Source organism: Streptomyces sp. NPDC051576 (genome assembly GCF_040681835.1).
Classification (GTDB): Bacteria; Actinomycetota; Actinomycetes; order Streptomycetales; family Streptomycetaceae; genus Streptomyces.
Genome location: NZ_JBFAZO010000005.1, coordinates 1 through 23,135, shown reverse-complemented (window position 1 = coordinate 23,135; position 23,135 = coordinate 1). Strand labels below are relative to the sequence as shown.

21 protein-coding genes and 1 pseudogene are annotated in these 23,135 nt (G+C 71.2%); 12 read left to right on the top strand and 10 right to left on the bottom strand.

The features are described 5' to 3' along the window. Positions 1-78: 78 nt before the first annotated feature. From lnt to AB0M63_RS17355, 4 genes are all read left to right on the top strand, one after another. Positions 79-1,689 (top strand): apolipoprotein N-acyltransferase, encoded by a 1,611-nt coding sequence (gene lnt / locus AB0M63_RS17370; RefSeq protein ID WP_366019960.1) that lies wholly within the window; start codon positions 79-81, stop codon positions 1,687-1,689. Between the two features lie 77 nt (positions 1,690-1,766). Then, entirely contained in the window at positions 1,767-2,246 is a 480-nt protein-coding gene (locus AB0M63_RS17365) for an NUDIX domain-containing protein (RefSeq protein WP_366019959.1), read from the top strand. Between the two features lie 54 nt (positions 2,247-2,300). Further along, positions 2,301-3,104: a 3-hydroxybutyrate dehydrogenase gene (locus AB0M63_RS17360; protein ID WP_355924444.1), complete on the top strand. Its 804-nt coding sequence runs from the start codon at positions 2,301-2,303 to the stop codon at positions 3,102-3,104. A 75-nt stretch (positions 3,105-3,179) separates the two neighbouring features. After that, positions 3,180-5,132, top strand: a complete 1,953-nt coding sequence (locus tag AB0M63_RS17355; protein WP_366019958.1) for a GAF domain-containing protein — start codon at positions 3,180-3,182, stop codon at positions 5,130-5,132. A gap of 46 nt (positions 5,133-5,178) precedes the next feature. On the opposite strand, the gene AB0M63_RS17350 is transcribed toward AB0M63_RS17355, so the two are convergent. The 10 genes from AB0M63_RS17350 to paaI all read right to left on the bottom strand — a co-directional run bounded on the left by AB0M63_RS17350 (position 5,179) and on the right by paaI (position 17,091). Then, positions 5,179-6,606 carry an MFS transporter gene (locus tag AB0M63_RS17350; RefSeq protein ID WP_366019957.1) on the bottom strand — a complete coding sequence of 476 codons (1,428 nt, stop codon included), beginning with the start codon at positions 6,604-6,606 and terminating at the stop codon, positions 5,179-5,181. A gap of 119 nt (positions 6,607-6,725) precedes the next feature. Beyond that, positions 6,726-8,276: an MFS transporter gene (locus AB0M63_RS17345; protein WP_366019956.1), complete on the bottom strand. Its 1,551-nt coding sequence runs from the start codon at positions 8,274-8,276 to the stop codon at positions 6,726-6,728. Between the two features lie 60 nt (positions 8,277-8,336). Next, complete coding sequence (locus tag AB0M63_RS17340) at positions 8,337-9,692, bottom strand: alpha/beta hydrolase (RefSeq protein ID WP_366019955.1); 1,356 nt, start codon at positions 9,690-9,692, stop codon at positions 8,337-8,339. A gap of 147 nt (positions 9,693-9,839) precedes the next feature. Then, the gene (locus tag AB0M63_RS17335; RefSeq protein WP_355924454.1) at positions 9,840-10,700 is read right to left on the bottom strand and encodes a PaaX family transcriptional regulator C-terminal domain-containing protein; all 861 of its coding nucleotides are present in this window, start codon (positions 10,698-10,700) and stop codon (positions 9,840-9,842) included. Positions 10,701-10,798: 98 nt separating this feature from the next. Next, positions 10,799-11,347, bottom strand: a complete 549-nt coding sequence (locus AB0M63_RS17330) for a hypothetical protein (RefSeq protein ID WP_355924456.1) — start codon at positions 11,345-11,347, stop codon at positions 10,799-10,801. A gap of 222 nt (positions 11,348-11,569) precedes the next feature. Further along, complete coding sequence (gene ligA, locus AB0M63_RS17325; RefSeq protein WP_366019954.1) at positions 11,570-13,669, bottom strand: NAD-dependent DNA ligase LigA; 2,100 nt, start codon at positions 13,667-13,669, stop codon at positions 11,570-11,572. Positions 13,670-13,730: 61 nt separating this feature from the next. Further along, positions 13,731-14,519, bottom strand: coding sequence for an SAM-dependent methyltransferase (locus tag AB0M63_RS17320; RefSeq protein WP_366019953.1), 789 nt, complete (start codon positions 14,517-14,519; stop codon positions 13,731-13,733). 67 nt (positions 14,520-14,586) lie between these two features. Continuing rightward, positions 14,587-15,240, bottom strand: a complete 654-nt coding sequence (locus AB0M63_RS17315) for a TetR/AcrR family transcriptional regulator (RefSeq protein WP_366019952.1) — start codon at positions 15,238-15,240, stop codon at positions 14,587-14,589. Positions 15,241-15,298: 58 nt separating this feature from the next. After that, a complete protein-coding gene (gene paaK, locus AB0M63_RS17310; RefSeq protein ID WP_366019950.1) occupies positions 15,299-16,663 on the bottom strand; it encodes a phenylacetate--CoA ligase PaaK in 1,365 nt (454 codons plus the stop codon). Next, positions 16,660-17,091, bottom strand: a complete 432-nt coding sequence (paaI, locus tag AB0M63_RS17305; RefSeq protein ID WP_355924465.1) for a hydroxyphenylacetyl-CoA thioesterase PaaI — start codon at positions 17,089-17,091, stop codon at positions 16,660-16,662. Before paaI ends, paaK begins: the two co-directional genes overlap by 4 nt. A gap of 221 nt (positions 17,092-17,312) precedes the next feature. Between paaI and AB0M63_RS17300 the strand changes: the two genes are divergently transcribed. The 8 genes and pseudogenes from AB0M63_RS17300 to AB0M63_RS17265 form a co-directional block, all read left to right on the top strand. Then, positions 17,313-18,506 carry a thiolase family protein gene (locus AB0M63_RS17300; protein WP_366019949.1) on the top strand — a complete coding sequence of 398 codons (1,194 nt, stop codon included), beginning with the start codon at positions 17,313-17,315 and terminating at the stop codon, positions 18,504-18,506. Continuing rightward, positions 18,503-18,805: pseudogene (locus AB0M63_RS17295) on the top strand (enoyl-CoA hydratase/isomerase family protein); the annotation flags it as partial. The gene AB0M63_RS17300 and the pseudogene AB0M63_RS17295, both read left to right, overlap by 4 nt. Before the next feature lie 294 nt (positions 18,806-19,099). Then, positions 19,100-20,092, top strand: coding sequence for a 1,2-phenylacetyl-CoA epoxidase subunit PaaA (gene paaA, locus AB0M63_RS17290; RefSeq protein WP_366020371.1), 993 nt, complete (start codon positions 19,100-19,102; stop codon positions 20,090-20,092). Continuing rightward, positions 20,089-20,373 (top strand): 1,2-phenylacetyl-CoA epoxidase subunit PaaB, encoded by a 285-nt coding sequence (gene paaB / locus AB0M63_RS17285; RefSeq protein ID WP_355924471.1) that lies wholly within the window; start codon positions 20,089-20,091, stop codon positions 20,371-20,373. The genes paaA and paaB overlap by 4 nt, the downstream gene beginning before the upstream one ends. A gap of 9 nt (positions 20,374-20,382) precedes the next feature. After that, a complete protein-coding gene (gene paaC, locus AB0M63_RS17280; protein WP_366019948.1) occupies positions 20,383-21,219 on the top strand; it encodes a 1,2-phenylacetyl-CoA epoxidase subunit PaaC in 837 nt (278 codons plus the stop codon). Continuing rightward, positions 21,213-21,719, top strand: a complete 507-nt coding sequence (paaD, locus tag AB0M63_RS17275; RefSeq protein ID WP_355924475.1) for a 1,2-phenylacetyl-CoA epoxidase subunit PaaD — start codon at positions 21,213-21,215, stop codon at positions 21,717-21,719. The genes paaC and paaD overlap by 7 nt, the downstream gene beginning before the upstream one ends. A gap of 91 nt (positions 21,720-21,810) precedes the next feature. Next, positions 21,811-22,914: a 1,2-phenylacetyl-CoA epoxidase subunit PaaE gene (gene paaE / locus AB0M63_RS17270; RefSeq protein WP_366019947.1), complete on the top strand. Its 1,104-nt coding sequence runs from the start codon at positions 21,811-21,813 to the stop codon at positions 22,912-22,914. Positions 22,915-22,922: 8 nt separating this feature from the next. Beyond that, the coding region (locus AB0M63_RS17265) for an enoyl-CoA hydratase-related protein (protein ID WP_366019946.1) at positions 22,923-23,135 on the top strand (213 nt) is incomplete at its 3' end.

Below are 23,135 nucleotides of genomic sequence, written 5' to 3'. Positions count from 1 at the left end.
TGAGGCCCGGTTCAGTGCCCCGGGCCACCGTCCGGACCGCGCTGTCGGCGCCAAGGTCAACCGCCGTACACTCCCGGAGTGACCGTCACCGCAACTTCCGTGGACGAGTCGGACCAACTGGAGCCACCGGCCGCGCCCGCTTCGCGCCTGGCCCGCCTCGTCCGCCTGGTCCCGGCCGCCGTAGCCGCGCTCTCCGGAGTGCTGCTCTACGTCAGTTTCCCGCCGCGCATCCTGTGGTGGCTGGCGCTGCCCGCCTTCGCCTGTTTCGGGTGGGTGCTGCGCGGCCGCAGTTGGAAGGCTGGCCTCGGACTCGGCTACCTCTTCGGTCTCGGATTCCTGCTGCCGCTGCTGGTGTGGACCGGCGTGGAGGTCGGTCCCGGACCCTGGCTCGCCCTGGTCGCGGTCGAGGCGATCTTCGTCGCCCTGGTCGGCGCGGGCATCACCGCGGTGTCGAAACTGCCCGGCTGGCCTCTGTGGGCGGCGGCGCTGTGGATCGCCGGTGAGGCGGTACGCGCGCGTGCCCCCTTCCACGGCTTCCCCTGGGGCAAGATCGCGTTCGGCCAGGCCGACGGCGTCTTCCTGCCGCTCGCCGCGGTGGGCGGCACCCCGGTCCTCGGCTTCGCGGTCGTCCTGTGCGGCTTCGGCCTCTGCGAGATCGTGCGCCTGGTCCTGGAAGGCCGGCGCACGCGTGTCGTACGGCGGTCCGCCGCGACCGTGGCCCTGCTGAGCGTGGCCGTACCCGTGGTGGGCGCGGTGGCGGCGCGGTCCCTGGTGAGCGACAAGGCGGAGGACGGGACCACGACCGTCGCGGTGATCCAGGGCAACGTCCCGCGCGCGGGACTGGAGTTCAACGCCCAGCGACGCGCGGTCCTCGACTACCACGTCAAGGAGACCCTGCGGCTGGCCGCCGAGGTCAAGGCGGGCAAGGTCGCCAAGCCCGACGTGGTGCTGTGGCCGGAGAACTCCTCCGACGTCGATCCCTTCGCCGATGCCCAGGCGTACACCGACATCGACGACGCGGCCAAGGCGATCGGCGCGCCCATCTCGGTCGGCGGTGTCGTCGAACGGGACGGCAAGCTCTACAACGAGCAGATCCTCTGGGACCCGGTGAAGGGCCCGACCGACACCTACGACAAGCGGCAGATCCAGCCCTTCGGCGAGTACCTCCCGATGCGCTCGCTCCTCGGAGCCATCAACAAGAACTGGACCAGCATGGTCCGCCAGGACTTCAGCCGGGGCACCAAGCCGGGCGTGTTCACCATGAACGGCGCCAAGATCGGCCTGGTCACCTGCTACGAGGCCGCCTTCGACTGGGCCGTGCGGTCCGAGGTCACCGACGGCGCCCAACTGATCTCCGTGCCGAGCAACAACGCGACCTTCGACCGCAGCGAGATGACCTACCAGCAGCTCGCCATGTCCCGGGTGCGCGCCGTCGAGCACAGCCGGACCGTCACGGTCCCGGTGACCAGCGGAGTCAGCGCGATCATCATGCCGGACGGGAAGATCACGCAGAAGACCGGCATGTTCGTGGCCGACTCCCTGGTCCAGAAGGTGCCGCTGCGTTCTTCGGAGACACCGGCGACGAAGCTCGGCATCCTGCCCGAGATGGCCCTGGTGCTTCTCGCCGCGGGCGGCCTCGGCTGGGCGATCGGAGCGGGTGTGCGCCGACGACGCGCGGGTGACGCGTAACCGTACGTCTGTTGTACGCCCGCCGTGCGCACGGCAGTTCGTGGAGTGGCCATGGATCGTCCCGTTAGGGTCGGACCATGGCTACTCCTGATTTCATCCGTACGATCCGGGCCTCCGCGGGGCACCAACTGCTGTGGCTTCCCGGGGTGAGCGCCGTGGTCTTCGACGACACGGGTCGCGTCCTGCTGGGCAAGCGGTCGGACAACCACGAGTGGGCGTTGCCCTCCGGCATTCCCGAGCCGGGGGAGCAGCCTGCGGTCTGCGCGGTGCGCGAGGTGTTCGAGGAGACGGCCGTCGAGTGCGTGGCGGAGCGGATCGTCCTGGTCCAGGCAGGGGGGCCGGTCAGCTATCCCAACGGTGACGCCTGCCAGTTCATGGACATCACCCTGCAGTGCCGGGCCGTCGGTGGCGAGGCGACAGTGAACGACGACGAGTCGTTGGAGGTCGGCTGGTTCGACCTGGACGCGCTGCCCGAGATCAGTGATCACCAAATGTTCCGGATCAAGCAAGCCCTGGCGAATGCACCCACATGGTTTGACACCACGAGCTCCGACTGAAGTATGTGCTCAGCCCATATGTGGTGGGGCAGGGGCGCTGTCTAGGCTCGGCCTATGACCGCGCCCAGCGCCCTTGAGGGCTCCCACGCCGCTCCCTTCCTCGACCTCACTGGCCGTACCGCTCTGGTCACCGGTGCCGCCGGAGGTATCGGCCGCGCCTGCACGCTGCGGCTGGCGGCCGCCGGGGCCGAGGTCAGAGCGGTCGACATGGACGCCCCGGGACTGGAAACCCTCGCCGAGCAGACGCGGGGCCTCGCGGGCACCGTCGAGCCGCATGTCCTCGACCTCACTGACCTGGACGCGGCCGAGGACGCCGCCGCAGGCACGGACGTCCTGGTGAACAACGCGGGGCTGCAACTGGTGCGCCCCATCGAGGAGTTCCCGCCCGACGTCTTCCACACGGTGCTCACCGTGATGCTGGAGGCGCCCTTCCGGCTCATCCGTGGTGCCCTGCCCCATATGTACGCACAGGGCTGGGGCCGGATCGTCAATGTGTCGTCCGTCCATGGGCTGCGCGCCTCCGCCTTCAAGTCCGCCTATGTGGCCGCCAAACATGGTCTGGAAGGACTCTCCAAGACCGCTGCCCTCGAAGGCGCGCCCCATGGCGTCACCTCGAACTGTGTGAATCCCGCCTATGTGCGCACCCCACTCGTCGAGCGACAACTCACCGACCAGGCACAGGCGTACGACATCCCCGAGGAACGCGTACTGACCGAGGTGCTCCTGAAGGACAGCGCGGTCAAACGGCTCATCGAACCGGAGGAGGTGGCCGAGGCCGTCGCCTATCTGTGCGGTCCGCAGGCGTCCTTCGTGACCGGCACCTCGCTGGTGCTGGATGGTGGGTGGACGGCCCACTGAACCACCTGTGCGCAGGCGTTTTCGAGTTATCCACAGGCCTGACCGGCCGGCCCGGCGATGGGGAATCCTGTGAGCATGTCCAGCGATCACGTGCAGTCCGCCGAGCGTTCCGCCACCGTCACCGGTGCCGGAGCGCGGTCGAGCAGTGCCGAGGCGCCGTTCCTGGAGCTGTTGGCCCGGGGCGCCTCCGCCGACGCCTACGAGCAGCCGGTGCTGCTCGCCCGTGCCGAGGGAAGACCGGCCGAGCAGATCGCCGGACTCGAACACACCAAGTCGCTCGCGCTGCGCGTGCGTTCGGAGCTGGAGGGACGCCGACGGCGTGAGGCCGAGCTGTCCGCGCTCTTCGAGACGGCACACGATCTCGCCGGCCTGCGCGACCTGGACGCCGTACTGCAGGCGATCGTCCAGCGCGCCCGGTCGCTGCTCGGCACCGACGTCGCCTATCTCAGTCTCAACGACCCGGCCCGCGGCGACACTTATATGCGGGTCACCGAGGGCTCGGTCGCGGCCCGCTTCCAGCAACTGCGCCTGGGCATGGGAGAGGGCCTCGGTGGACTCGTGGCCCAGACGGCACGGCCGTATGTCACCGACGACTACTTCAAGGACGACCGCTTCCAGCACACCCTCACCATCGACTCGGGCGTACGCGACGAGGGGCTGGTGGCGATTCTCGGTGTGCCGCTGATGCTCGGGCACCGTGTCATCGGGGTGCTGTTCGCCGCCGACCGCCGGGCGCGGGTCTTCGAACGGGAGCAGATCGCGCTGCTCGGTTCCTTCGCCGCGCTCGCCGCGGCCGCCATCGACACCGCGAACCTGCTGACCGAGACCCGTGCGGCCCTGGCCGGGCTGGAGCGCGCCAACGAGATCATCCGGGACCGCAGCGGAGTCATCGAGCGCGCCTCGGAGATCCACGACCGGCTCGCCGAACTCGTCCTGCGCGGCGGCGGGGTCCACGACGTGGCCGCCACCGTCTCCCAAGTCCTCGACGGTGTCGTCGAGTTCACCGAGACGGACGCCACGCCGACGCAAGCCCTGGAGACGTCCCGCGCCGAGGGGCACGCCGTGCGGCACCGGGACGACTGGATCGCCGCCGTCGCCGCAGGCGGCGAACTGCTCGGCGCTCTCGTGCTCCGCGGACACCCCGGCCTCGACCCCGTCGACCAACGCACCCTGGAACGCGCCGCCATGGTCACCTCCTTGCTGCTGCTCGCCCGGCGGTCGGCCGCCGAGGCCGAACAGCGCGTCCGCGGCGAGCTGTTGGACGACCTGCTCGACGCCCGCGACCGCGACCCGCGCCTGCTGAGGGAGCGCGCGGCGCGGCTGCACGCCGACCTGGACGCCGTCCATGTCGTACTCGCCGCCCGGCTCGACGGCACGGCGGCCGACGCCGACCAGGAGGCCGCCGCCCGCAGACGGTTGTGGTCCGCCGCTTCCCATCTCGCCGGGACACGGCACGGCTTGGCCGCAGCCCGCGACGGCGGCACCGTCCTGCTGCTGCCCCTCGGCCCCGGCGACACCGCCACGGACCTGGCCCGGCGTACCGCGGCCCACCTGGGAGCGGCCGTCCACGAAGCGGTCACCGTCGGCGCCTCCGCACCCGTCGGGAATCTCACCGCCGAACCCGATGCGGTGGCCGCCGCCTACGAGGAGGGGCGCCGCTGCCTCGACGCCCTGCGTCTGCTGGGCCGTTGCGGAGCCGGCGCGGCCGCCGAGGACTTCGGCTTCCTCGGACTGCTTCTCGCCGGGGACCGGGATGTCGGAGGCTTCGTCGAGCGCACCATCGGCGAGGTCGTGCACTACGACGAGCGGCGCGGTACGGATCTGCTGCGCACGCTCGACGCGTACTTCGCCTGTGGCATGAGCCCCGCCCGGACGAAGGACGACCTGCACGTCCACGTCAACACGGTGGCCCAGCGGCTGGAGCGCGTGGGCCGGCTCCTCGGCGCGGACTGGCAGGACCCGGGCCGTGCGCTGGAGATTCAACTCGCCCTGAGACTACGGTTGTTGGCTGATCCGGTGCGGCGATGACCCTCGTGTGCGCGAGGCATACGAGGGTCGGTGCGGCGCGGGGTGATCAGGTGGTGCGTGCGTCCGTCGCGCTCTTCGCGGGAGCGGAAGCGGGTGAGGTCGCGGTCCCGGGCCGGTCGCCGGTGGTGGCCTCGACATCGGTCAGGTCGCGGTGGCGGGTCTCCTTGGCCGCGCCCACCGCGATCAGCGTCAGGACGACCGCCGCGATCACGTACAGGGCGATCGGGGTCGAGCTGTCGTAGTCGGCGAGCAGGGCGGTGGCGATCAGCGGGGCGGGGGCGCCCGCCGCGACCGAGGCGAACTGGGCGCCGATCGAAGCGCCGGAGTAGCGCATCCGGGTAGCGAACATCTCGGAGAAGAAGGCGGCTTGGGGCGCGTACATCGCGCCGTGCAGCACCAGTCCGACGGTCACGGCGAGGACCAGGTCGCCGAAGTCCCCGGTGTCGATCAGCGAGAAGAACGGGAACATCCACAGCCCGATGCCCGCCGCACCCAGCAGATACACGGGCCGCCGCCCGATCCGGTCCGACAGCGCGCCCCAGGCCGGGATGACGGCGAAGTGGACGGCGGAGGCGATGAGCACGGAGTTCAGCGCCGTCTGCCGGGAGACTCCGGCCGAGGTGGTCGCGTAGACGAGGATGAACGCGGTGATCACGTAGTAGCTGATGTTCTCCGCCATGCGGGCGCCCATCGCGACCAGGATGTCGCGCCAGTGGTGGCGCAGCACGGAGACGAGCGGGAGCTGCTCGGTGTCGGTGCTCCGGGCCGCTGTGCGGGCGGCGGCCTTGCGGGCCTCCGCCTGTGCCAACGCCTCCTGGAACACCGGGGATTCATCGACAGACAGACGAATCCACAGACCGACGGCGACCAGGACACCGGAGAGCAGGAAGGGGATGCGCCAACCCCAGCTGCCGAACGCCTCGTCCGACAGGACGGCCGTCAGCAGGGACAGCGCTCCGGTCGCGAGCAACTGGCCCGCGGGCGCCCCGGTCTGCGGCCACGACGCCCAGAATCCGCGCCGCCGCGCGTCTCCGTGTTCCGACACGAGCAGTACGGCCCCGCCCCATTCGCCGCCCAGTGCGAAACCCTGCACCAGACGCAGCGCGGTGAGCAGGACCGGCGCCGCGGCTCCCACGGTCGCGTGGGTCGGCAGCAGCCCGATCGCGAAGGTCGCCCCGCCCATCAGCAGCAGACTCAGCACCAGCAGCTTCTTCCGGCCGAGCCGGTCGCCGTAGTGCCCGAAGACGAGGGCGCCGAGCGGGCGGGCCGCGAAACCGACGGCGTAGGTCAGGAAGGAGAGCAGGGTCCCGACGAGTGGGTCGGAGTCAGGGAAGAACAGCTTGTTGAAGACGAGCGCGGCTGCGGAGCCGTAGAGGAAGAAGTCGTACCACTCGACGGTGGTGCCGATGAGGCTGGCGGCGACGATGCGTTTGAGGTTGGCGGGGGGTGGGGGAGCGGTGGTTGCGGAGGTCATGTGCGCCACTTCCTCGTGTGCGGTGGGGACGGTCGGTGATGGCACACGGTAGGAAGCGGCACGTCAGCGGCACATGTGGTGGGACACCATAGTTCTGGGTGGTGCAGTGGGCGAACCCATCAAGCAGGGGGAGCCTTGCGGCCGCGAAGTGTGGCGAGGGCCAGCAGTGCGGAGAACAGTGCGGCACTGCCGCAGACGACGAAGCCGATCGAGTAGCCGTGGCCGAGGGCGTCCAGGGCGAGTGGGTGCAGGTCGGCCAGTTTCGGGGAGGCGGCCGAGGCGCCGTTGACCGCGAGGGGGCCGCCCTCCTCCAGTACGGCCGTGCCCGCGCCCTTCAGTGCCGGCGGCAGGGCGGAGCCGTGCAGGGAGGCGGAGAAGCTGGTCGCCGCGCGGCTCAGGGCGACGGCGCCGATGATGGCCGGGCCGAGGGTGAAGCCGAAGTCCCGCAGCAGATTGGTGGTCGCGCTCGCCATGCCGGCCAGGTGCGTCGACACGGTGTTGACGGCCGTGGCCGTGATCGACGAGACGGTGATCGCGAAGCCCAGCCCGACGAGACCGAGCGGCATGATCAGCGAGGTGAAGGCGCTGTCGGTGATCGGCAGCGTGGCCGCCCAGTAGTCGCCCGCCGCGATCAGCAGCAGCCCGGCGCCCAGGAGCAGCCCCGGTGCGACATTCCTCAACAGCCGTTCCGTGAGCGGCAGCATCGCCAGGGTGATGCCGTTGAGCAGGACGAAGGCCAGGCCGGTGCGCATCGGGGCCTGGTCCTGCACCGCTCCCAGCCGGATGCTCACGGAGTAGGCGGTGCCGAGGAAGGCGAACATGCCCACCACGGCCACCACCGAGGCGACGGCGAAGGCCCGGTTGCGGAACAGGTCCAGGCGGAGGAGCGGCGACTTGGCGTGCTTCTCCGCCAGCACGAACGCGGCGAGGAACACGGCCGCCAGGACGAAGGCGATCACGATCGAGGGCGAGGCCCAGCCGTCCGTCGGGCCCTGGATGATGGCGTAGAGGAGGGCGAAGAGGCCGAGGCCGATGGTGACCTGGCCCGCGATGTCGAGTGAACGGCCTTCGGGGGCACTGGAGTTGACGGCGAAGAGCGCGCTGACCGCGGCGCTGGCCACGGCGATGGCGGTGACCACGACGAAGGACCATCGCCATGAGCCGTAGGTGGCGGTGACGCCGCCGAGGAGCGGGGCGATGAACCCGCCGGTGGAGAGCAGCGCGGCCCACATGGCGATGACGCGGGCCCGTTGTGCGGGTGAGGTGGTGCCGGCGGCCAGGATGGCCAGCGAGGTCGGGAAGAGTGCGGCGGCGCCCAGGCCTGCCAGGGCCTGCCCGGTCCAGAGCTGGTGGACGCCGGACGAGGTGGCGCTGACCACCTCGCCCACCGCCAGCAGTGCCGCGCCGCCGACCAGCAGCCGCTTGCGGCCGAAGAGGTCGCCGAGCAGGCCGAAGGTCAGCTCCAGTACGGCGACCGGAAGCAGGAACGCGTCGGAGATCCAGGTGAGTTGGGAGCCGACCGGATTCAGGTCGGACTGGAACAGCCCGTTGAGGGTGGCCGGTATGGCCAGGCCGATCTGGGCGAGGCAGACGGCGAGGAGACCGGCGACCAGGGTGCCGGTGGTCAGACCGGGGCCGGTGGCGGTTCTGACGGAGGGTTCGGTCGTCATGGACACGGAGTGGCTCCTGGGGGCGCGCTGGACGGGACGGGGAGGAGACGCTTGGGGGGATCAGCGGGTACCGGTCAGCCGGCCCGGCCGGTAGTCGGTGAAGGCGGCGCCGTCGAGGCCCAACGCGTCCGCGCCGCGCTGGAGTTGGGCGGCGGTGGCGGCGTCGTCCCAGTGCCGGGTGTCCAGCCGGTGTTCCACGGCGTGCAGAGCGGCGACGACCTCGGCGGTGGTGAAGTTGCAGTGGCTCTGGCGTGCCACGAAGGCCTGGCGCAGCAGTGCGGAATCGCCGGCCGCGCGCACCCGCCCGGCGAGGGCCGACTCCTGTTCCACGGGCACCAGTTGGTCGGCGGTGGTGTGGATGTCCAGCAGCGGCACGGCCAGGCCCTGTCCGGCGGTCGAGGTCCGCCGCAGACGGGCCACGGCGGCCGGGTCGGCGGCGATGTCCGCGCCGCGGGTGAGCCGGTTCAGGTCGTTCGGCAGGTTGAGTCCGGCGTCCCGGTACAGAGCCCTGACCTGCTTGGCGTGGGCGGACTTGCGCAGCAGCCCTGCGTAGTCGACGCCCTTGTTCCAGGACGTGTTGCCGCCCGCGGACTGCTCCACCGACCAGCGCGCCGGCACGATGAACGAGAGCAGGCCCTGAGCCAGCCAGGTGTACTGCTGCTGCTCCTGGCCCGCGAAGTCGCCCTGTGCGGGCGGCTGTTCACCTGGTGCCCAGTCGGCCAGGTTGAGGTAGGCGGCTGCCAGGGCGATCCGGGCGCGTCCCGCCGGGGTCTGCTGCGCGGCTTCCACGGCTTTCGTCAGCCGGTCGGCCAAGGCGGCGGCGTCCGTCTGGTTGTCCAGGTTCACCAGGGCGTCGGCGTCGGCGGGGTCGAAGAACGTGGCCAGGGTGTACTCGGCGTCCAACTGGTAGTTGTCCAGGTCGACGCCGCCCGCGACCAGCCCGCACAGGCCGAGCGCGCCGTCGACGCGTCCCGCTCCGTCGCGGGCGATCTGCGCGTTGACCAGGCCGCCCATGGACTGGCCCACCGAGATGACCCGGGTCGGTGTGCCGACCTGCCGGCGGAACGCGGTGAGCGCGGCGAACTGGTCCCGCTCGGCCGAGTCGAGCGCCCACATCGAACCGCTGGGGTCGTAGGAGGAGCCGACGAGGGCGTAACCGGCGTCCAGCAGGGTCTGGCGGACCGCGGGCGAGGGAGAGTCGGCGGCGGTGGTCGGTCCGAAGCCGTGGCTGAACAGCAGCAGGGTGCCGTTCCACTGCTCGGGTTGGTCCGCGATCCAGGTGGCACCGTCGGTCAGCGTGCCGGAGTACTGCCCGGCGGCGGCGGTGGCATGGGCGCCGGTCGCGGGACCGATCAGCGCGGTGGCGAGGGCGGTCGCGCAGGCGGCGGTGAGGGTGGAGAGACGGGGTCGGGGCATGGCGGCGGCTCCGCGGGTCGTGTGGGGACCGGGTGGGGGAGCGAGCTGGAAGAGCGCTGCGAATGTAGGGCTCTTTTTTCACTGCCGTCAATACACTGACCAATAATGAGGCGGACGGGTCCCCGTGGGGACGCGCTCGGTCGGAGATCAGTCCAGCGTCAGGGTGTCCAGCAGCCGTGCGGCCGCGCGCGCCGCCGGGCGCTCCCAGCGGCCGGCCAGACCGCGGAAGACGGTCTCCGCCTGGGCGGCCGGCCAGTCCCCCGGCAGATGCTCGGCGGGCAGATGCGGGTCCCGTCGTACCAGGTCCAACCAATCGGTGTGCACCAGGAGTTGACCCGCGAGTTCGTCGCCGGAGGCCGCGGCCGGCAGGGGATCGGTGCGGTCCCAGCGGTCCAGGAACGCCCGGTAGCGGGCGCCGATGGCCGGCACGTCGAAGGCCTGCTCCAGCACCTCACGGACGTCGGTCGGCGACTCCACCTCGGCGCGGAACACCCGCAGATACGGTTCCAGGCCGAGGCCGGCCACCATCTCGCGGACGTCGACGCGCGCCGGGGCCACCCACAGGCCGTTCTGCAGGGGGCCGAAGCCCGCCCAGATCAGGCGGGAGCGCAGATCGTGCCGTTCACGGCTCCATGCCTCGGGCAGCGAGAAGCCCACCATCGTCCAGCGGCCGTCCCAGTCACGGTTGACCGCGCCCGTGCTCCAGATGCGGTCCCTGCCGTCCGTCAGCACCTGGGCGGCGTGCGGTGTCAGCCCGAAGTAGGTCTTCCGGCCCTGGCGGCGGCGCTCCAGCAGATCGCGTTTGACCATCCGGTTCAGGGTGGTCCGTACCGCCTCCTCGCTGCTGCCCGCCCGCCCGAGGGCGGCGATCACACTGCCCGACGACACGGCGATGGGCCGTCCCAGCACATGCGCGCCGAAGAACGTCAGCATCAGGGACTGGGTGCGTGGCTCGGGGCCGCTCTCGGCGGCGGGTCCGGCGGCGACATCGACACTGGTCACCGCCACAGCGTAGGCCCGTGACGATGAAGCGGTGCCTCCGGCTCGCGAAGTGGGTCACTTTTTTGACGGCGAGAGGCAATCGGACCTCTATTGTCGATCGTCGCTCAGAACGCGAACGCCTCCGTCAGGCGCAGGACATAGCCGTCCTCTTCCATCAGGACGACCGTGACGCCGAACGGGGACGGGTGGTCCAGCTCGATGGGGGTGAAGGCGTAGTCGACCGCGGCCCGGACGGGTGACACCAGTTCGCCGCCGGGCTGGGGAGCCGGGGCCGGTTCCCACCGCGGCCCGGCCGACGCGGAGTCCTCGGTGTACGGGAACTGGTGGAGCGTATGGCCGTCCTTCGTGGCGTGCACCATGTTGAGGCACGGCGACGGGCCGACGACGGGCAACTCGCAGGCGGTGGCGACGTCCTGGGTCTCCCAGGCGAGGACGACCTCGTCGGCACCGGCCGCCGCGGCGATGTTCGAGAGCGACGCGATGGCGGTCAGCGCGTCCTCGCCGGCCTTGACGGGGCGCAGCCAGATCAGTCCGACCAACTGGCCGCCCACGAGCGGCATGATGACCGGGCGCGGCACGGCACCTTCACCGAGACCCGCGACGTACGCGCTCTTCATCGACTCCGTCAGCGCGTCGAACGTACGCGTGTCCATGAACTCCCCATCCGCAGCGGCTGTGTGACGTCCATTCTGCCCTCGTCGCGGAACGCTCGAAGCCGCCGTGGAACGAAAGAGCCCCGGCTGGACGGGGGAGACCAGCCGGGGCCGTTGGTGGTGGCGCGCGGCCACATGTAGAGGAACGGGCAGCCGCCCTGAGTTGTTCCCGCCCACGCCCTGCCGATGACTGTGACCTGCGGAACACCCTTACGGCAGCGCTCAGTTGAGGTAGTCGGCGATCAGTGTTGCGAACTCGGCGGGTGTGGCGAGGCGGATGCCGAGGCTCTCGGCCTTGGCGCGCTTGGAGCCCGCGTTGTCGCCGGCGACGACCAGGGTGGTCTTCTTGGAGACGCTGGAGGAGGAACGGCCTCCCGCGCGCTCGACGAGTTCGTTCATCTGGTTGCGGCTGAGCTTCTCCAGGGGGCCGGTCATCGCGCCGGTGACGACCACGGTCATTCCGGCCAGTGGCCCGGCGGCCGTGTCCGCGGCCTCCGCGCTGTCGGCGGTGGCGTCGCCGGTCGTGGGGGCGGGCGGGGTCGCGCCGGGCTCGGTCATGTTGACCCCGGCCGCCGCCAGCTTGTCGATCAGCGGGGCGAGGTCCAGGAGTTCGGCGACGATCGAGGGGGCCTTCTCGGTGCCGATGCCCTCGACCCGCTGCATCGCCTCCGCGTCGGCGGCACGGATGGTGTCCATCGTGGCGAAATAGCGGGCGATACGGCGGGACATGGAACGGCCGGTGCCCCGCACCCCGAGCGCGCACAGCACCCGGGACAGTGGCTGGTCCTTGGCGGCGCCGATCGCGGCGAGGAGGTTGTCGGTGCTGGTCTCGCCCATCCGCTCCAGGCCCAGAAGCTGGTCGCGGGTGAGGGCGAAGAGGTCGGCGAGATCGGCGACCAGTCCGGCGTCGACGAGCTGTACGACGCGGGTGTGGCCCAGGCCCTCGATGTCGAGCTGGTCGCGGCCGGCGGCGTAGGACAGAGCGGCGACCAGATGGCAGTTGCGGCCCTGCTCGCAGCGCCACCGCAGTTCACTGGTGTCGATGCCGGAGCCGCAGCGCGGGCACACCTCGGGGAACACGATGGGCTGTTCCTCGCCGGTGCGCAGATGTGCGACCGGTGCCTCGATGCGGGGGATGACGTCGCCGGCCCGGTGCACCATCACGTGGTCGCCCAGGCGCAGATCGCGGCGGGTGATGTCGCCCGGGTTGTGGAGGGTGGCGTAGGTGATGGTGGCCCCGTCGATCTCCACCGGCTCCAGGACGGCGCGCGGGGCGATGATGCCGGTGCGGCCCACGTTCCACTCCACCTCCAGCAGCCGGGTGATCTTCTCCACGGCGGGGAGCTTGTAGGCGATCGCCCAGCGCGGGGCGCGCGAGCCCGATCCGGCGGCCTGCTGGTCGGCGGCCAGGTCGGCCTTGATGACGATCCCGTCGATCCCGAACGGCAGCCCGGCCCGCAGCGCGCCGATCTCCTGGACCCGGGCCAGCACCTGCTCGACCGTGTCGGCGGTGATGCCGGGCACGGGCGTGGTGGCGGTGGTGTTGACCCCGTAGGCGGCGGTCTGTCCCATGAGGTCGCTGTGCGCGCTCTCGGCCAGCCGGGCCGCGAGCCCGGCCTCGGTGTCGGCGAGGGGGAGCAGGCCGTAGCCGAAGAACGTCATCGGCACCGTGTATGCGCGTTCCTTTGCGCGCAGAGTGCCCGCGGCGGCGCCGCGCGGGTTGGCGAAGGGCTGCCCGCCGTGCGCCGTACGCACCTCGTTGCCGTGCTCGAACTGGGCGGTGGTCATGAGGACTTCGCCGCGCACCTCGATGGTGACCGGCTCGGCCAGCTCCTGGGGCAGGCCCTCGATGGTGCCGATCGCGTGGGTGACGTCCTCCCCGGCCGTGCCGTCGCCGCGGGTGATGAGCCGGGTGAGCCGGCCACGGGTGTAGCGGGCCGCGATAGCCAGGCCGTCCAGCTTCGGTTCGACACTGAACCGGACGACCTCGCGGTCGATTCTTCGGGCCAGCGAGGTGGTCCAGGCGGTGAACTCCTCCGGCGAGAACACGTTGTCCAGGCTCAGCATCGCGACCGTGTGCGGGACATCGCCCTCGACCGCGCCACCGGCGACCTTCCCGCTGGGGGAATCGGGCAGCACCTCGTCGGGATGGTCGGCCTCCCAGGCGGCGATGCCGCGCACCAGCCGGTCGTAGGAGTCGTCGTCCAGCGCGGAGGTGCCGGCGGCGTAGTAGGCGGCCGACGCCTTCACCGCGTCCTCGACCGCCTGCGCGTAGGCGGCGGCGTCCACGATCACAGCTGCAGGAGTTGTCATGACTCTCATCCTGCCTGCCACCACTGACAATGCCCCGGGGACGCGGGCCGGGGCCGTCCTCCGGGCCGTCTCAGCGGACCCGTGCGACCGCCGAGTAGATCCCGCTGCCTTCTGGGGTCTCGTCCGACGCCGGGGGGTTCCACTCGGTCGTGGTCACCAGGCCGGGCGGTACGAGATCGAGTCCGTCGAAGAAGCGCTCGACCTGTTGGCGGGTGCGGAGGCCGAGTTCGATGCCGCCCTTGGCGTATTCGGCGATGACCCGCTCGGTGAGTTCGGGGTAGAGGTCGGACGAGGCGTGCGACAGCACCAGATAGCTGCCGGGCGGCAGGGTGGCGACGAGATTGCGGACGATGCCGTGGGCGTCCTGCTCGTCGGGGACGAAGTGCATCAGCGCGATCAGCGAGAGGGCGATCGGGCGGGTGAAGTCCAGGACGTGGCGGGCGTGTTCGACGATGGCCTCGGGCTGACGTACGTCGGCCTGGATGTAGTCGGTGACCCCGTCGGGGTGGCTGACCAGCAGCGCCTCGGCGTGACGCAGGACGATCGGGTCGTTGTCGGTGTAGACGACCTTCGCGGCCGGCACCGACTGCTGGACGATCTGGTGCAGGTTGGGCGCGGTGGGGATGCCGGTGCCGATGTCCAGGAACTGGTCGATGCCCTGGCCGGCGAGCCAGGTCGCCGCCCGGTGCATGAACTGGCGGTTCTGCCGGGCCGCGTCCTTCGCCTCGGGAGGCAGTCGCTCTCCCACGGCCTCGTCGACCGGGTAGTTGTCCTTGCCGCCCAGCAGCCAGTCGTAGACCCGCGCGGGATGGGCCTTGCCGGTGTCGATCTGCGGTGACGGCTGGGGGTCGGTCGACATGGCAACTCCATCGCGCCGGGTGAACGGGGATCGGGCCGAGCTCTCGATCATCGTACCTGGGTGTCTGTCACGAGGCGTGCGGAGCAGGGGAGTTGGGCCCGTGCAGGCCGTCGAAGAGGATGGTCGTCAGGGCGTCGGCCAGTGTCTGCGCGGTGAGGCCGCGGTCGGGGCGGTACCACTCCACGAGGGAGTTGACGGTGCCGAACAGCAGCCGGCTCGCGAGGTGCGGATCGATGTCCGCGCGTATGCCTCCCTCGGCCGCCGCCCGGGTCATCAACTCGGCTACCCGGTGGTCGAATTCACGGCGTCTTGCGAGCGCCCGCTGCTCGACCAAGCTATTGCCGTGCAGCCGCAACAGCAGCGTGACGTAAGGCAGTTCGGCGGCGAGCACCTCGACGCTGCGGTGGACGACGCGCTTCATCCGGGCGGTGGCCGTGAGGTCCCCGGCCCGCTCCCCGTGCGCACCGCCGTCCTCGTCGAGTACGGCGAACAGCGCGTCCAGGGCGCGGTTGACCGCGAGTTCGAGGAGTTCCTCCTTGCCGGACACATGGTGATAGATGCTCGACTTGCTCAGGCCCAGGCGCCTGGCCAGTTCCTCCATGCCGGTGCCGTCGTAGCCGCGTTCGTTGAAGACCACGACGGCGATCTCCAGCAGCGAGTCACGGTCGTAGGCGGGCCGGCCCTGGCGGCCGGCCGGGTTCTGCACAGGTGTCCTGGTCACCCGGTCATTGTGACAAGGCCGGCGACCACGGCAACCAGGGCGATCGCAGCCACGGATGTCACTTCTCCCGCAGGTCCTTGACCCGGCGGATCTTCCCCACCGAGCGCTCCAGGGTCTCGGGGTCGACGATCTCCACGTCCACGGTGACCCCCACGCCGTCCTTGATGCCCTTGCCGATCGCCACGGCGGCGGTCGCGCGCTGCTCGGGGCCGGTGCCGGGGCGGGCCTCGGCGCGGACCGTCATGTGGTCCATCCGGCCGCGTCGGCTGAGCTGGATCGTGAAGTGCGGGGCGACGGCGGGGGTGCGCAGGATGATCTCCTCGATCTGGCTGGGGAAGACGTTCACCCCGCGCAGGATGATCATGTCGTCGCAGCGGCCGGTGATCTTCTCGATGCGCCGGAAGGCCGGGCGGGCGGTGCCGGGCAGCAGCCGGGTCAGGTCGCGGGTGCGGTAGCGGATGATCGGCAGGGCCTCCTTGGTGAGGGAGGTGAAGACCAGCTCGCCGCTGTCGCCGTCGGGGAGCACCTCGTCGGTGAACGGGTCGACGACCTCCGGGTAGAAGTGGTCCTCCCACACATGGAGGCCGTCCTTGGTCTCCACGCACTCCTGTGCCACACCGGGGCCGATCACCTCGGACAGGCCGTAGATGTCGACCGCGTGGATGTTCATGCGCTCCTCGATCTCGCGGCGCATCTCCTCCGTCCACGGCTCGGCGCCGAAGATGCCCACCTTGAGGGAGCTGGTGCGCGGGTCGATGCCCTGGCGCTCGAACTCGTCGAGGAGGGTGAGCATGTAGGACGGGGTGACCATGATGATCTCGGGCTTGAAGTCCTGGATGATCTGCACCTGGCGGGCGGTCATGCCGCCGGAGGCGGGGATCACGGTGCAGCCCGCGCGCTCGGCGCCATAGTGGGCGCCCAGACCACCGGTGAACAATCCATAGCCGTACGACACATGGATCTTGTGGCCGGGCCGGCCGCCGGCCGCGCGGATCGAGCGGGCCACCACGTCGGCCCACATGGAAAGGTCGTTCTCTGTGTAGCCGACGACTGTGGGGCGGCCGGTGGTGCCGCTGGAGGCGTGGATACGACGGACCTGGTCCATGGGGACGGCGAACATGCCGAAGGGGTAGGTGTCCCGCAGGTCGGCCTTGGTGGTGAAGGGGAACCTGGCCAGGTCCTCAAGGGTGTGACAGTCGCCGGGCTTGACCCCGGCCTCGTCGAACTTGCGGTGATACAGCTCCACGTTGTCGTAGGCGTGTCGCAAGGTGGCCTGGAGCAGGCGGAGTTGGTGCTCGCGCAGCTCCTCGCGGGTGAGGCGCTCGGCGGCGTCCAGCAACCCGTCGGGGAGCGGTTCCCCCCGTCGCGGACTCACGGGCGCCGAAGCCGGTGGGGCCGCCGGGGCTGTCGGGTCGCTGCTCATGGAGACTCCTTCGTCCTCGCGCTGCTGATACTGCGGCTGCGGCCGCGGAACTCCGCGATCACCTGGTCGCCGCGCTCCACGCTCACGTCGTAGATACCGCTGCGCCCGAACCGGGTGCGCTCCGTGGCGGTCGCCACCAGGACGTCGCCCTCGTGCGCCGGGGCGACGAAGTCGATGTCGGCAGCGGCGGCCACGGTCACCGGGCCGTGGCTGTTGCAGGCACAGGCGAAGGCGGAGTCGGCGAGCAGGAACACATAGCCACCGTGGGCGATCCCGTGTCCGTTGACCATGGCCGGGGTCACGGTCATCCGGAGCACGGCGGTCCCCGCGCCGTGCTCGACCAGCTCGATGCCGAGAGCCCGGGACGCCTCGTCGGCGGCGAACATCCGCTCCGTCGGGCTCGAAGCCGTGTCAGCGTCCCGCGTCATCCTCCACCACCTTTTCCACCGTCGGTTCCACGGCCTTGTGGACCGACCGAACATTCGGTTAGCGTGCGGCACGGCCATGTAATCCAGCAACGCCACTGCCTGTCAAGGGGTGGACCGCATGCCCCGGACCAGCTCAGGGCCGCCCGACCCCGCGTTCGCCACCGGCCGCTTCGCGACCCCGCGGTCACACCGGCCCGCCCCCCCCGCCGAGGAGCCCATCGATGCCCGAGTTGCCGTCCGACGAGGTCTATCTGATCGACGGGGCCCGCACCCCGCAGGGCCGCTACGGCGGCGCCCTGGCCTCCGTGCGTCCCGACAACCTCGCGGCGCTGGTCGTCGGCGAGGCCGTCCGCCGCGCCGGGATCCCGGCCGAGGAGGTGGACGAGGTGATCCTCGGCGCCGCCAACCAGGCCGGCGAGGACAACCGGGACGTGGCCCGCATGGCCGTACTGCTGGCCGGGCTCCCGCACACCGTGCCCGGCTACACCGTCAACCGGCTGTGCGCCTCGGGCCTGACCGCCGTGGCCTCGGCCGCCCAGGCGATCCGCGCCGGGGAGGCGGACCTGGTCGTCGCGGGCGGGGTGGAGTCGATGACCCGCGCGCCCTGGGTGATGGCCAAGCCCGGCACGCCGTGGGCCAAGCCGGGGGAGGTGCACGACACCTCGCTCGGCTGGCGCTTCACGAACCCGAACTTCGCCGCCCAGGACACCCTGTCGATGGGGGAGACGGCCGAGGAGGTCGCCGCGCTCGACGGGATCACCCGGGCCGAGTCCGACGCGTTCGCGCTGCGCAGCCATCGGCGGGCCGTCGCCGCGCAGGAGGCGGGACGCTTCGACCGGGAGATCGTGCCGGTCGCGGTGAAGGACGGCGAGGTGACCCGCGACGAGGGGCCGCGCCCGGGCACCACGCTGGAGAAACTGGGTTCCCTGCGGACCATCTTCCGCGCCGATGGCGTCGTCACCGCGGGCTCCGCCTCACCGCTGTCCGACGGCGCCGCCGCCCTGGTCGTCGCGAGCGGGGCGGCCGTCCGGCGCCATGGGCTCACCCCCAGGGCCCGGATCGTCACCTCCGCCTCGGCCGGAGTGCGGCCCCACCTCATGGGCCTCGGCCCGGTCCCCGCCACCGAGAAGGCACTCGCCCGCGTCGGATGGGGGACCGGCGACCTGGACGCCGTAGAACTGAACGAGGCCTTCGCAGCCCAGGCCCTCGCCGTCACCCGCCGCCTCAAGCTGGACGAGGAGAAGGTCAACGCCGACGGCGGCGCCATCGCACTCGGCCATCCCCTCGGCTGCTCCGGCGCCCGCATCCTGCTCACGCTGCTCGGCCGGCTGGAGCGCGAGGACGCCCGACGGGGCCTGGCCACGCTGTGCGTCGGAGTGGGCCAGGGCGTCGCGATGCTCGCGGAGCGGATATGAGCGCCCGCACCGACACCGGCCCGTACGAGACCCTCCTCGTCGAGGAGCGCGCGGACCGGGTGGTCGTCATCCTGCACCGCCCCGACGCCCGCAACGCCATCAGCGGACGGAGGATCCGCGAACTGCACGCCGTCTGCGACCAGTTGGAGCAGGACCCGAAGTTCCTCCTGCTCACCGGTCGCGGCGGGGTCTTCGCGGGCGGCGCCGACATCGCGGAGCTGCTGGCACGCGGGCGGGACGAAGCCCTTCAGGGCATCAACAGCCGGCTCTTCGAGCGGGTGCGACGGCTGCCGATGTCGATCCTCGCCGCCGGGCCCACCGCTGTCTACGCGGAGGTCAAGCCGCTGCTGCGAACCGCGCCCGCCGCAGGCCCCGCCAGCGTGCTGGAGCGCGAGGCCGTGGCCCGGGAGCGGCTCGGTACAGGGCCACCATGCCGCCGCGGCGGTCCCTCCCTCCCTCCCTCCCTCCCTCCCGGGCGGCGTCGTCGCTCCAGGAACGCTGACCAGCCATTCCCCCGATGGGTCTTGCCTCACCGGAGGAAACCCATCAGACTAGGTACCGAACGAATGGTCGGTTGGGAAGTTGGTGTGTCGATGAGCGGTACAGGCACGGAGGCGTCAGGTGCCGACTGGGACGGTGCTCGTTTCGAGGCGGAGTTCGACGCCACGATCGCGAGGGACCAGCGGATCGAGCCTCGCGACTGGATGCCCGACGGCTATCGCAGGACCCTGATCCGGCAGATCGCGCAGCACGCGCACTCGGAGATCATCGGGATGCAGCCGGAGGGTGACTGGATCACCCGCGCGCCCTCCCTGCGCCGCAAGGCGATCCTCTTCGCGAAGGTGCAGGACGAGGCGGGCCACGGACTGTATCTGTACTCGGCCGCCGAGACCCTGGGCGCGGACCGTGCCGAGCTGACCGACGCGCTGATCGAGGGCCGGCAGAAGTACTCGTCGATCTTCAACTACCCGACGCCGACCTTCGCCGACGTCGGCGTGATCGGCTGGTTCGTGGACGGCGCCGCGATCTGCAACCAGGTGCCGCTGTGCCGCTGCTCGTACGGACCGTACGCGCGGGCGATGGTCCGGGTGTGCAAGGAGGAGTCCTTCCACCAGCGTCAGGGCTTCGAGCTGCTGCTCACGATGATGCGCGGCACCGACGCCCAGCGGGCCATGGTCCAGGACGCCGTGGACCGTTGGTGGTGGCCGTCGCTGATGATGTTCGGTCCGCCCGACGACGACTCGCCCAACTCGGCCCGCTCCATGGCCTGGAAGATCAAGCGGCACAGCAACGACGAACTGCGCCAGCGCTTCGTGGACATGACGGTCCCGCAGGCACAGAAGCTCGGAGTCGCCCTGCCCGACCCGGAGTTGAGGTGGAACGCGGAGCGTGGCCACCACGACTTCGGCACCCCCGACTGGTCCGAGTTGCAGTGCGTGATCCGCGGCGACGGACCGCGCAACGCCGAGCGGATCTCGCGCCGCCGGGCCGCCCACGAGGAGGGCGCCTGGGTCCGGGAGGCGGCCACCGCCCACGCGGCCAAGCAGGCCGCCCGTACGCAGCGGACCGAAGGAGCGGCGGCATGAAGCAGGACTGGCCCCTGTACGAGGTGTTCGTACGCGGCAAGCGTGGACTGAACCACGTCCACGTCGGCTCGTTGCACGCCGCCGACGACGCCATGGCGCTCACCCACGCCCGCGACCTCTACACACGGCGCAACGAGGGCGTGTCCATCTGGGTCGTGCGCTCGGAGCACATCGCGGCCTCGACCCGCGACGAGAAGGACCCGTTCTTCGCGCCGAGCGCCGACAAGGTCTACCGCCACCCCACGTTCTACGACATCCCCGACGACGTCCCCCACATCTAGGAGCAGGGAATGAGCGACGACCACGTCTATCTGTCCCTGGCCGAGGGGCACGACGACAGCGACGCCCGCTGGGCCTTCGGCACCGGCTTCGAGGACCCGCTGCACGGCGTGGACCAGACCGTGCCGGAGGGGACGGACACCGCCCAACTGGCCGGCCATTGCCTGGCACTTGGCGACGACGCGCTGGTGAGCGCCCAGCGACTGGCCCAATGGTGCACCGCCGCCCCCGAGTTGGAGGAGGAGGTCGCGCTCGCCAACATCGGCCTCGACCTGCTCGGCCAGACCCGCCTGCTGTACGCGCGCGCCGGCCAGGTGGACGGCACCGGACGCGGCGAGGACGCGTACGCCTACTTCCGTGACGCCGACGCCTTCCGCAACGTACGACTGGCCGAACTGCCCAACGGAGACTTCGCGTTCTCCATCACCCGGCTGCTGGTGTTGTCCTCCTGGCGGCTGGCACTCTTCGAGCGGCTCGCCGCCGGCACGCCGGACCCGGTGCTGGCCGCCATCGCCGCCAAGGGCGTCAAGGAGCTGGCGTACCACCGCCAGTACGCCGCCGAGTGGGTCGTCCGACTCGGCGACGGCACCGAGGAGTCGCAGCGACGGATGCGCGACGCGCTGGCGGGCATCGCCCCGTACCTGGACGAACTCTTCGCCGGAGAGGGGGAGTTGAAGGAGGAGGTGCTGGGCGTGCTCCGGCAGGTCACCGACGCCGCCGGGCTCGCCCTGCCCGAGGCGGCACCGGTCCCCGGACACGGCCGCGACGGCGACCACACCGAACACCTCGCCCCCCTCCTGACCGAACTCCAGAGCGTGGCCCGCGCCCACCCGGAGGCGACATGGTGACCACCCTGCTCGACGCGCGGCACGCCCGGCACATCGCCGCGCAGGTGCCGGACCCCGAGATGCCCATGCTCACGCTGGCCGACCTCGGCGTACTGCGCGACGTCGAGGTGGGCGAGGACGGCACGGTCGTCGCGAGCCTCACGCCGACGTACTCGGGCTGCCCGGCGATGGCCGAGATGCGTGCCGAGGTGGCCGCGCGGCTGCGGGACGCCGGGTACACGCGCGTGGAGATCCGTACGGTCCTGAACCCGCCGTGGAGCAGCGACTGGATCACCCCGGCCGGCCGCGCCAAGCTCGCCGAACACGGCATCGCGCCACCAGGAGCCGCCCCCCGCGGCCCGGTCACGCTCACCCTGGCGCCGACCCGTCGTACGGTGCCCTGCCCCCGCTGCGGATCGGCGGACACCGAGGAGACCTCGCACTTCGCCGCGACCTCCTGCAAAGCCCTGTGGCGGTGCCGCGCCTGCCGCGAGCCGTTCGAGTACGTCAAGGAGATCTGATGGCGAGCCCCCAGCTCCCAGCCGTGGCGAGTCCCCGGCTCCCAGCCGTGGCGAGCCCCCAACTCCCGCTTCTGGAAAGGACAGTGGACCAGTGACCGCCCCGGCCCCGACCACCCCCGCCCGCCCGGCGCGCCGCCGCCCGGCCTTCCACGCCCTGCGGGTCGCCGCCGTCGAGCCGCTGTGCGAGGACGCCGCCGCCATCAGCTTCGACATCCCCGACCACCTCGCCGAGGAGTTCGCGTACCGGCCCGGCCAGTCGCTCACCCTCCGCCGCGAGGTCGAGGGACGCGACGAACGCCGCTCTTACTCCATCTGCTCCCCGGCCGGAGCACGCCCCAGGATCGGCGTACGCGTCGTCCCCGGCGGCCTGTTCTCCTCCTGGCTGGTCAACGACGTACGCCCCGGCGACACCGTCGACGTGATGGCCCCCACCGGCGTCTTCACCCCCGACCTGACCCGCCCCGGCCACCACGTCCTGATCGCCGCCGGCTCCGGAATCACCCCGATGCTGTCCATCGCGGAATCCGTCCTCGCCGCCGACACCCGCTCCCGCGTCACGCTCTTCTACGGCAACCGGCGCACCGACACCGTGATGTTCGCCGACGACCTCGCCGACCTGAAGGACCTGCACCCCGGCCGGTTCCAGCTCGCGCACGTCCTCTCCCGCGAACCGCGCGAGGCGGAGATCCTCTCCGGCCGCCTCGACGCCGACCGGCTCGCCACCCTCGTCGACGCCCTGGTCGACGTGGACACCGCCGACCACTGGTGGCTGTGCGGCCCGCACGGCATGGTCCGCGACGCCCAGCAGATCCTCGCCGGACTCGGCGTCCCCGCCGAACGCGTCCACCAGGAGCTGTTCTACGCCGACGACGAGCCCGTACGCACCAACAAACACATCGACACCGTCTACGACGGCCCCGTCAGCCAGGTCAGCGTCACCCTCGACGGCCGCACCACCAACTCCGCGCTGCGCAAGGACAGTTCGATCCTCGACGGCGCCCAGAAGACCCGGCCCGACCTGCCCTTCGCCTGCAAGGGCGGCGTCTGCGGCACCTGCCGCGCACTGGTCACCGACGGCACGGCGGACATGCGGCGCAACTACGCCCTCGAACCCGCCGAGGTGGACGCCGGCTACGTCCTCACCTGCCAGACCTTCCCCGTGTCCGACACACTCGCCGTCGACTACGACAGCTGAGGCCGGCCATGACCGTGAATCTCGAAGTCGCCGAGGGTGTCGGCACCATCCGTCTGGACCGCCCGCCGATGAACGCGTTGGACACCGCCGTCCAGGAGGGCTTGCGCGCGCTGGCCGGGGAGGTGACGCGGCGCGAGGATGTGCGGGCCGTGGTCGTCTACGGCGGGGAGAAGGTGTTCGCGGCGGGTGCGGACATCAAGGAGATGCAGGGCATGGATCAT

What these genes read in the sequence shown, in the direction of transcription:
- AB0M63_RS17365 (WP_366019959.1), top strand. Translation starts at nt 1,767, where the DNA reads ATGGCTACTCCTGATTTCATCCGTACGATCCGGGCCTCCGCGGGGCAC.
- AB0M63_RS17360 (WP_355924444.1), top strand. Translation starts at nt 2,301, where the DNA reads ATGACCGCGCCCAGCGCCCTTGAGGGCTCCCACGCCGCTCCCTTCCTC.
- AB0M63_RS17355 (WP_366019958.1), top strand. Translation starts at nt 3,180, where the DNA reads ATGTCCAGCGATCACGTGCAGTCCGCCGAGCGTTCCGCCACCGTCACC.
- AB0M63_RS17350 (WP_366019957.1), bottom strand. Translation starts at nt 6,606, where the DNA reads ATGACCTCCGCAACCACCGCTCCCCCACCCCCCGCCAACCTCAAACGC.
- AB0M63_RS17345 (WP_366019956.1), bottom strand. Translation starts at nt 8,276, where the DNA reads ATGACGACCGAACCCTCCGTCAGAACCGCCACCGGCCCCGGTCTGACC.
- AB0M63_RS17340 (WP_366019955.1), bottom strand. Translation starts at nt 9,692, where the DNA reads ATGCCCCGACCCCGTCTCTCCACCCTCACCGCCGCCTGCGCGACCGCC.
- AB0M63_RS17330 (WP_355924456.1), bottom strand. Translation starts at nt 11,347, where the DNA reads ATGGACACGCGTACGTTCGACGCGCTGACGGAGTCGATGAAGAGCGCG.
- ligA (WP_366019954.1), bottom strand. Translation starts at nt 13,669, where the DNA reads ATGAGAGTCATGACAACTCCTGCAGCTGTGATCGTGGACGCCGCCGCC.
- AB0M63_RS17320 (WP_366019953.1), bottom strand. Translation starts at nt 14,519, where the DNA reads ATGTCGACCGACCCCCAGCCGTCACCGCAGATCGACACCGGCAAGGCC.
- paaK (WP_366019950.1), bottom strand. Translation starts at nt 16,663, where the DNA reads ATGAGCAGCGACCCGACAGCCCCGGCGGCCCCACCGGCTTCGGCGCCC.
- paaI (WP_355924465.1), bottom strand. Translation starts at nt 17,091, where the DNA reads ATGACGCGGGACGCTGACACGGCTTCGAGCCCGACGGAGCGGATGTTC.
- AB0M63_RS17300 (WP_366019949.1), top strand. Translation starts at nt 17,313, where the DNA reads ATGCCCGAGTTGCCGTCCGACGAGGTCTATCTGATCGACGGGGCCCGC.
- paaA (WP_366020371.1), top strand. Translation starts at nt 19,100, where the DNA reads ATGAGCGGTACAGGCACGGAGGCGTCAGGTGCCGACTGGGACGGTGCT.
- paaB (WP_355924471.1), top strand. Translation starts at nt 20,089, where the DNA reads ATGAAGCAGGACTGGCCCCTGTACGAGGTGTTCGTACGCGGCAAGCGT.
- paaC (WP_366019948.1), top strand. Translation starts at nt 20,383, where the DNA reads ATGAGCGACGACCACGTCTATCTGTCCCTGGCCGAGGGGCACGACGAC.
- paaD (WP_355924475.1), top strand. Translation starts at nt 21,213, where the DNA reads ATGGTGACCACCCTGCTCGACGCGCGGCACGCCCGGCACATCGCCGCG.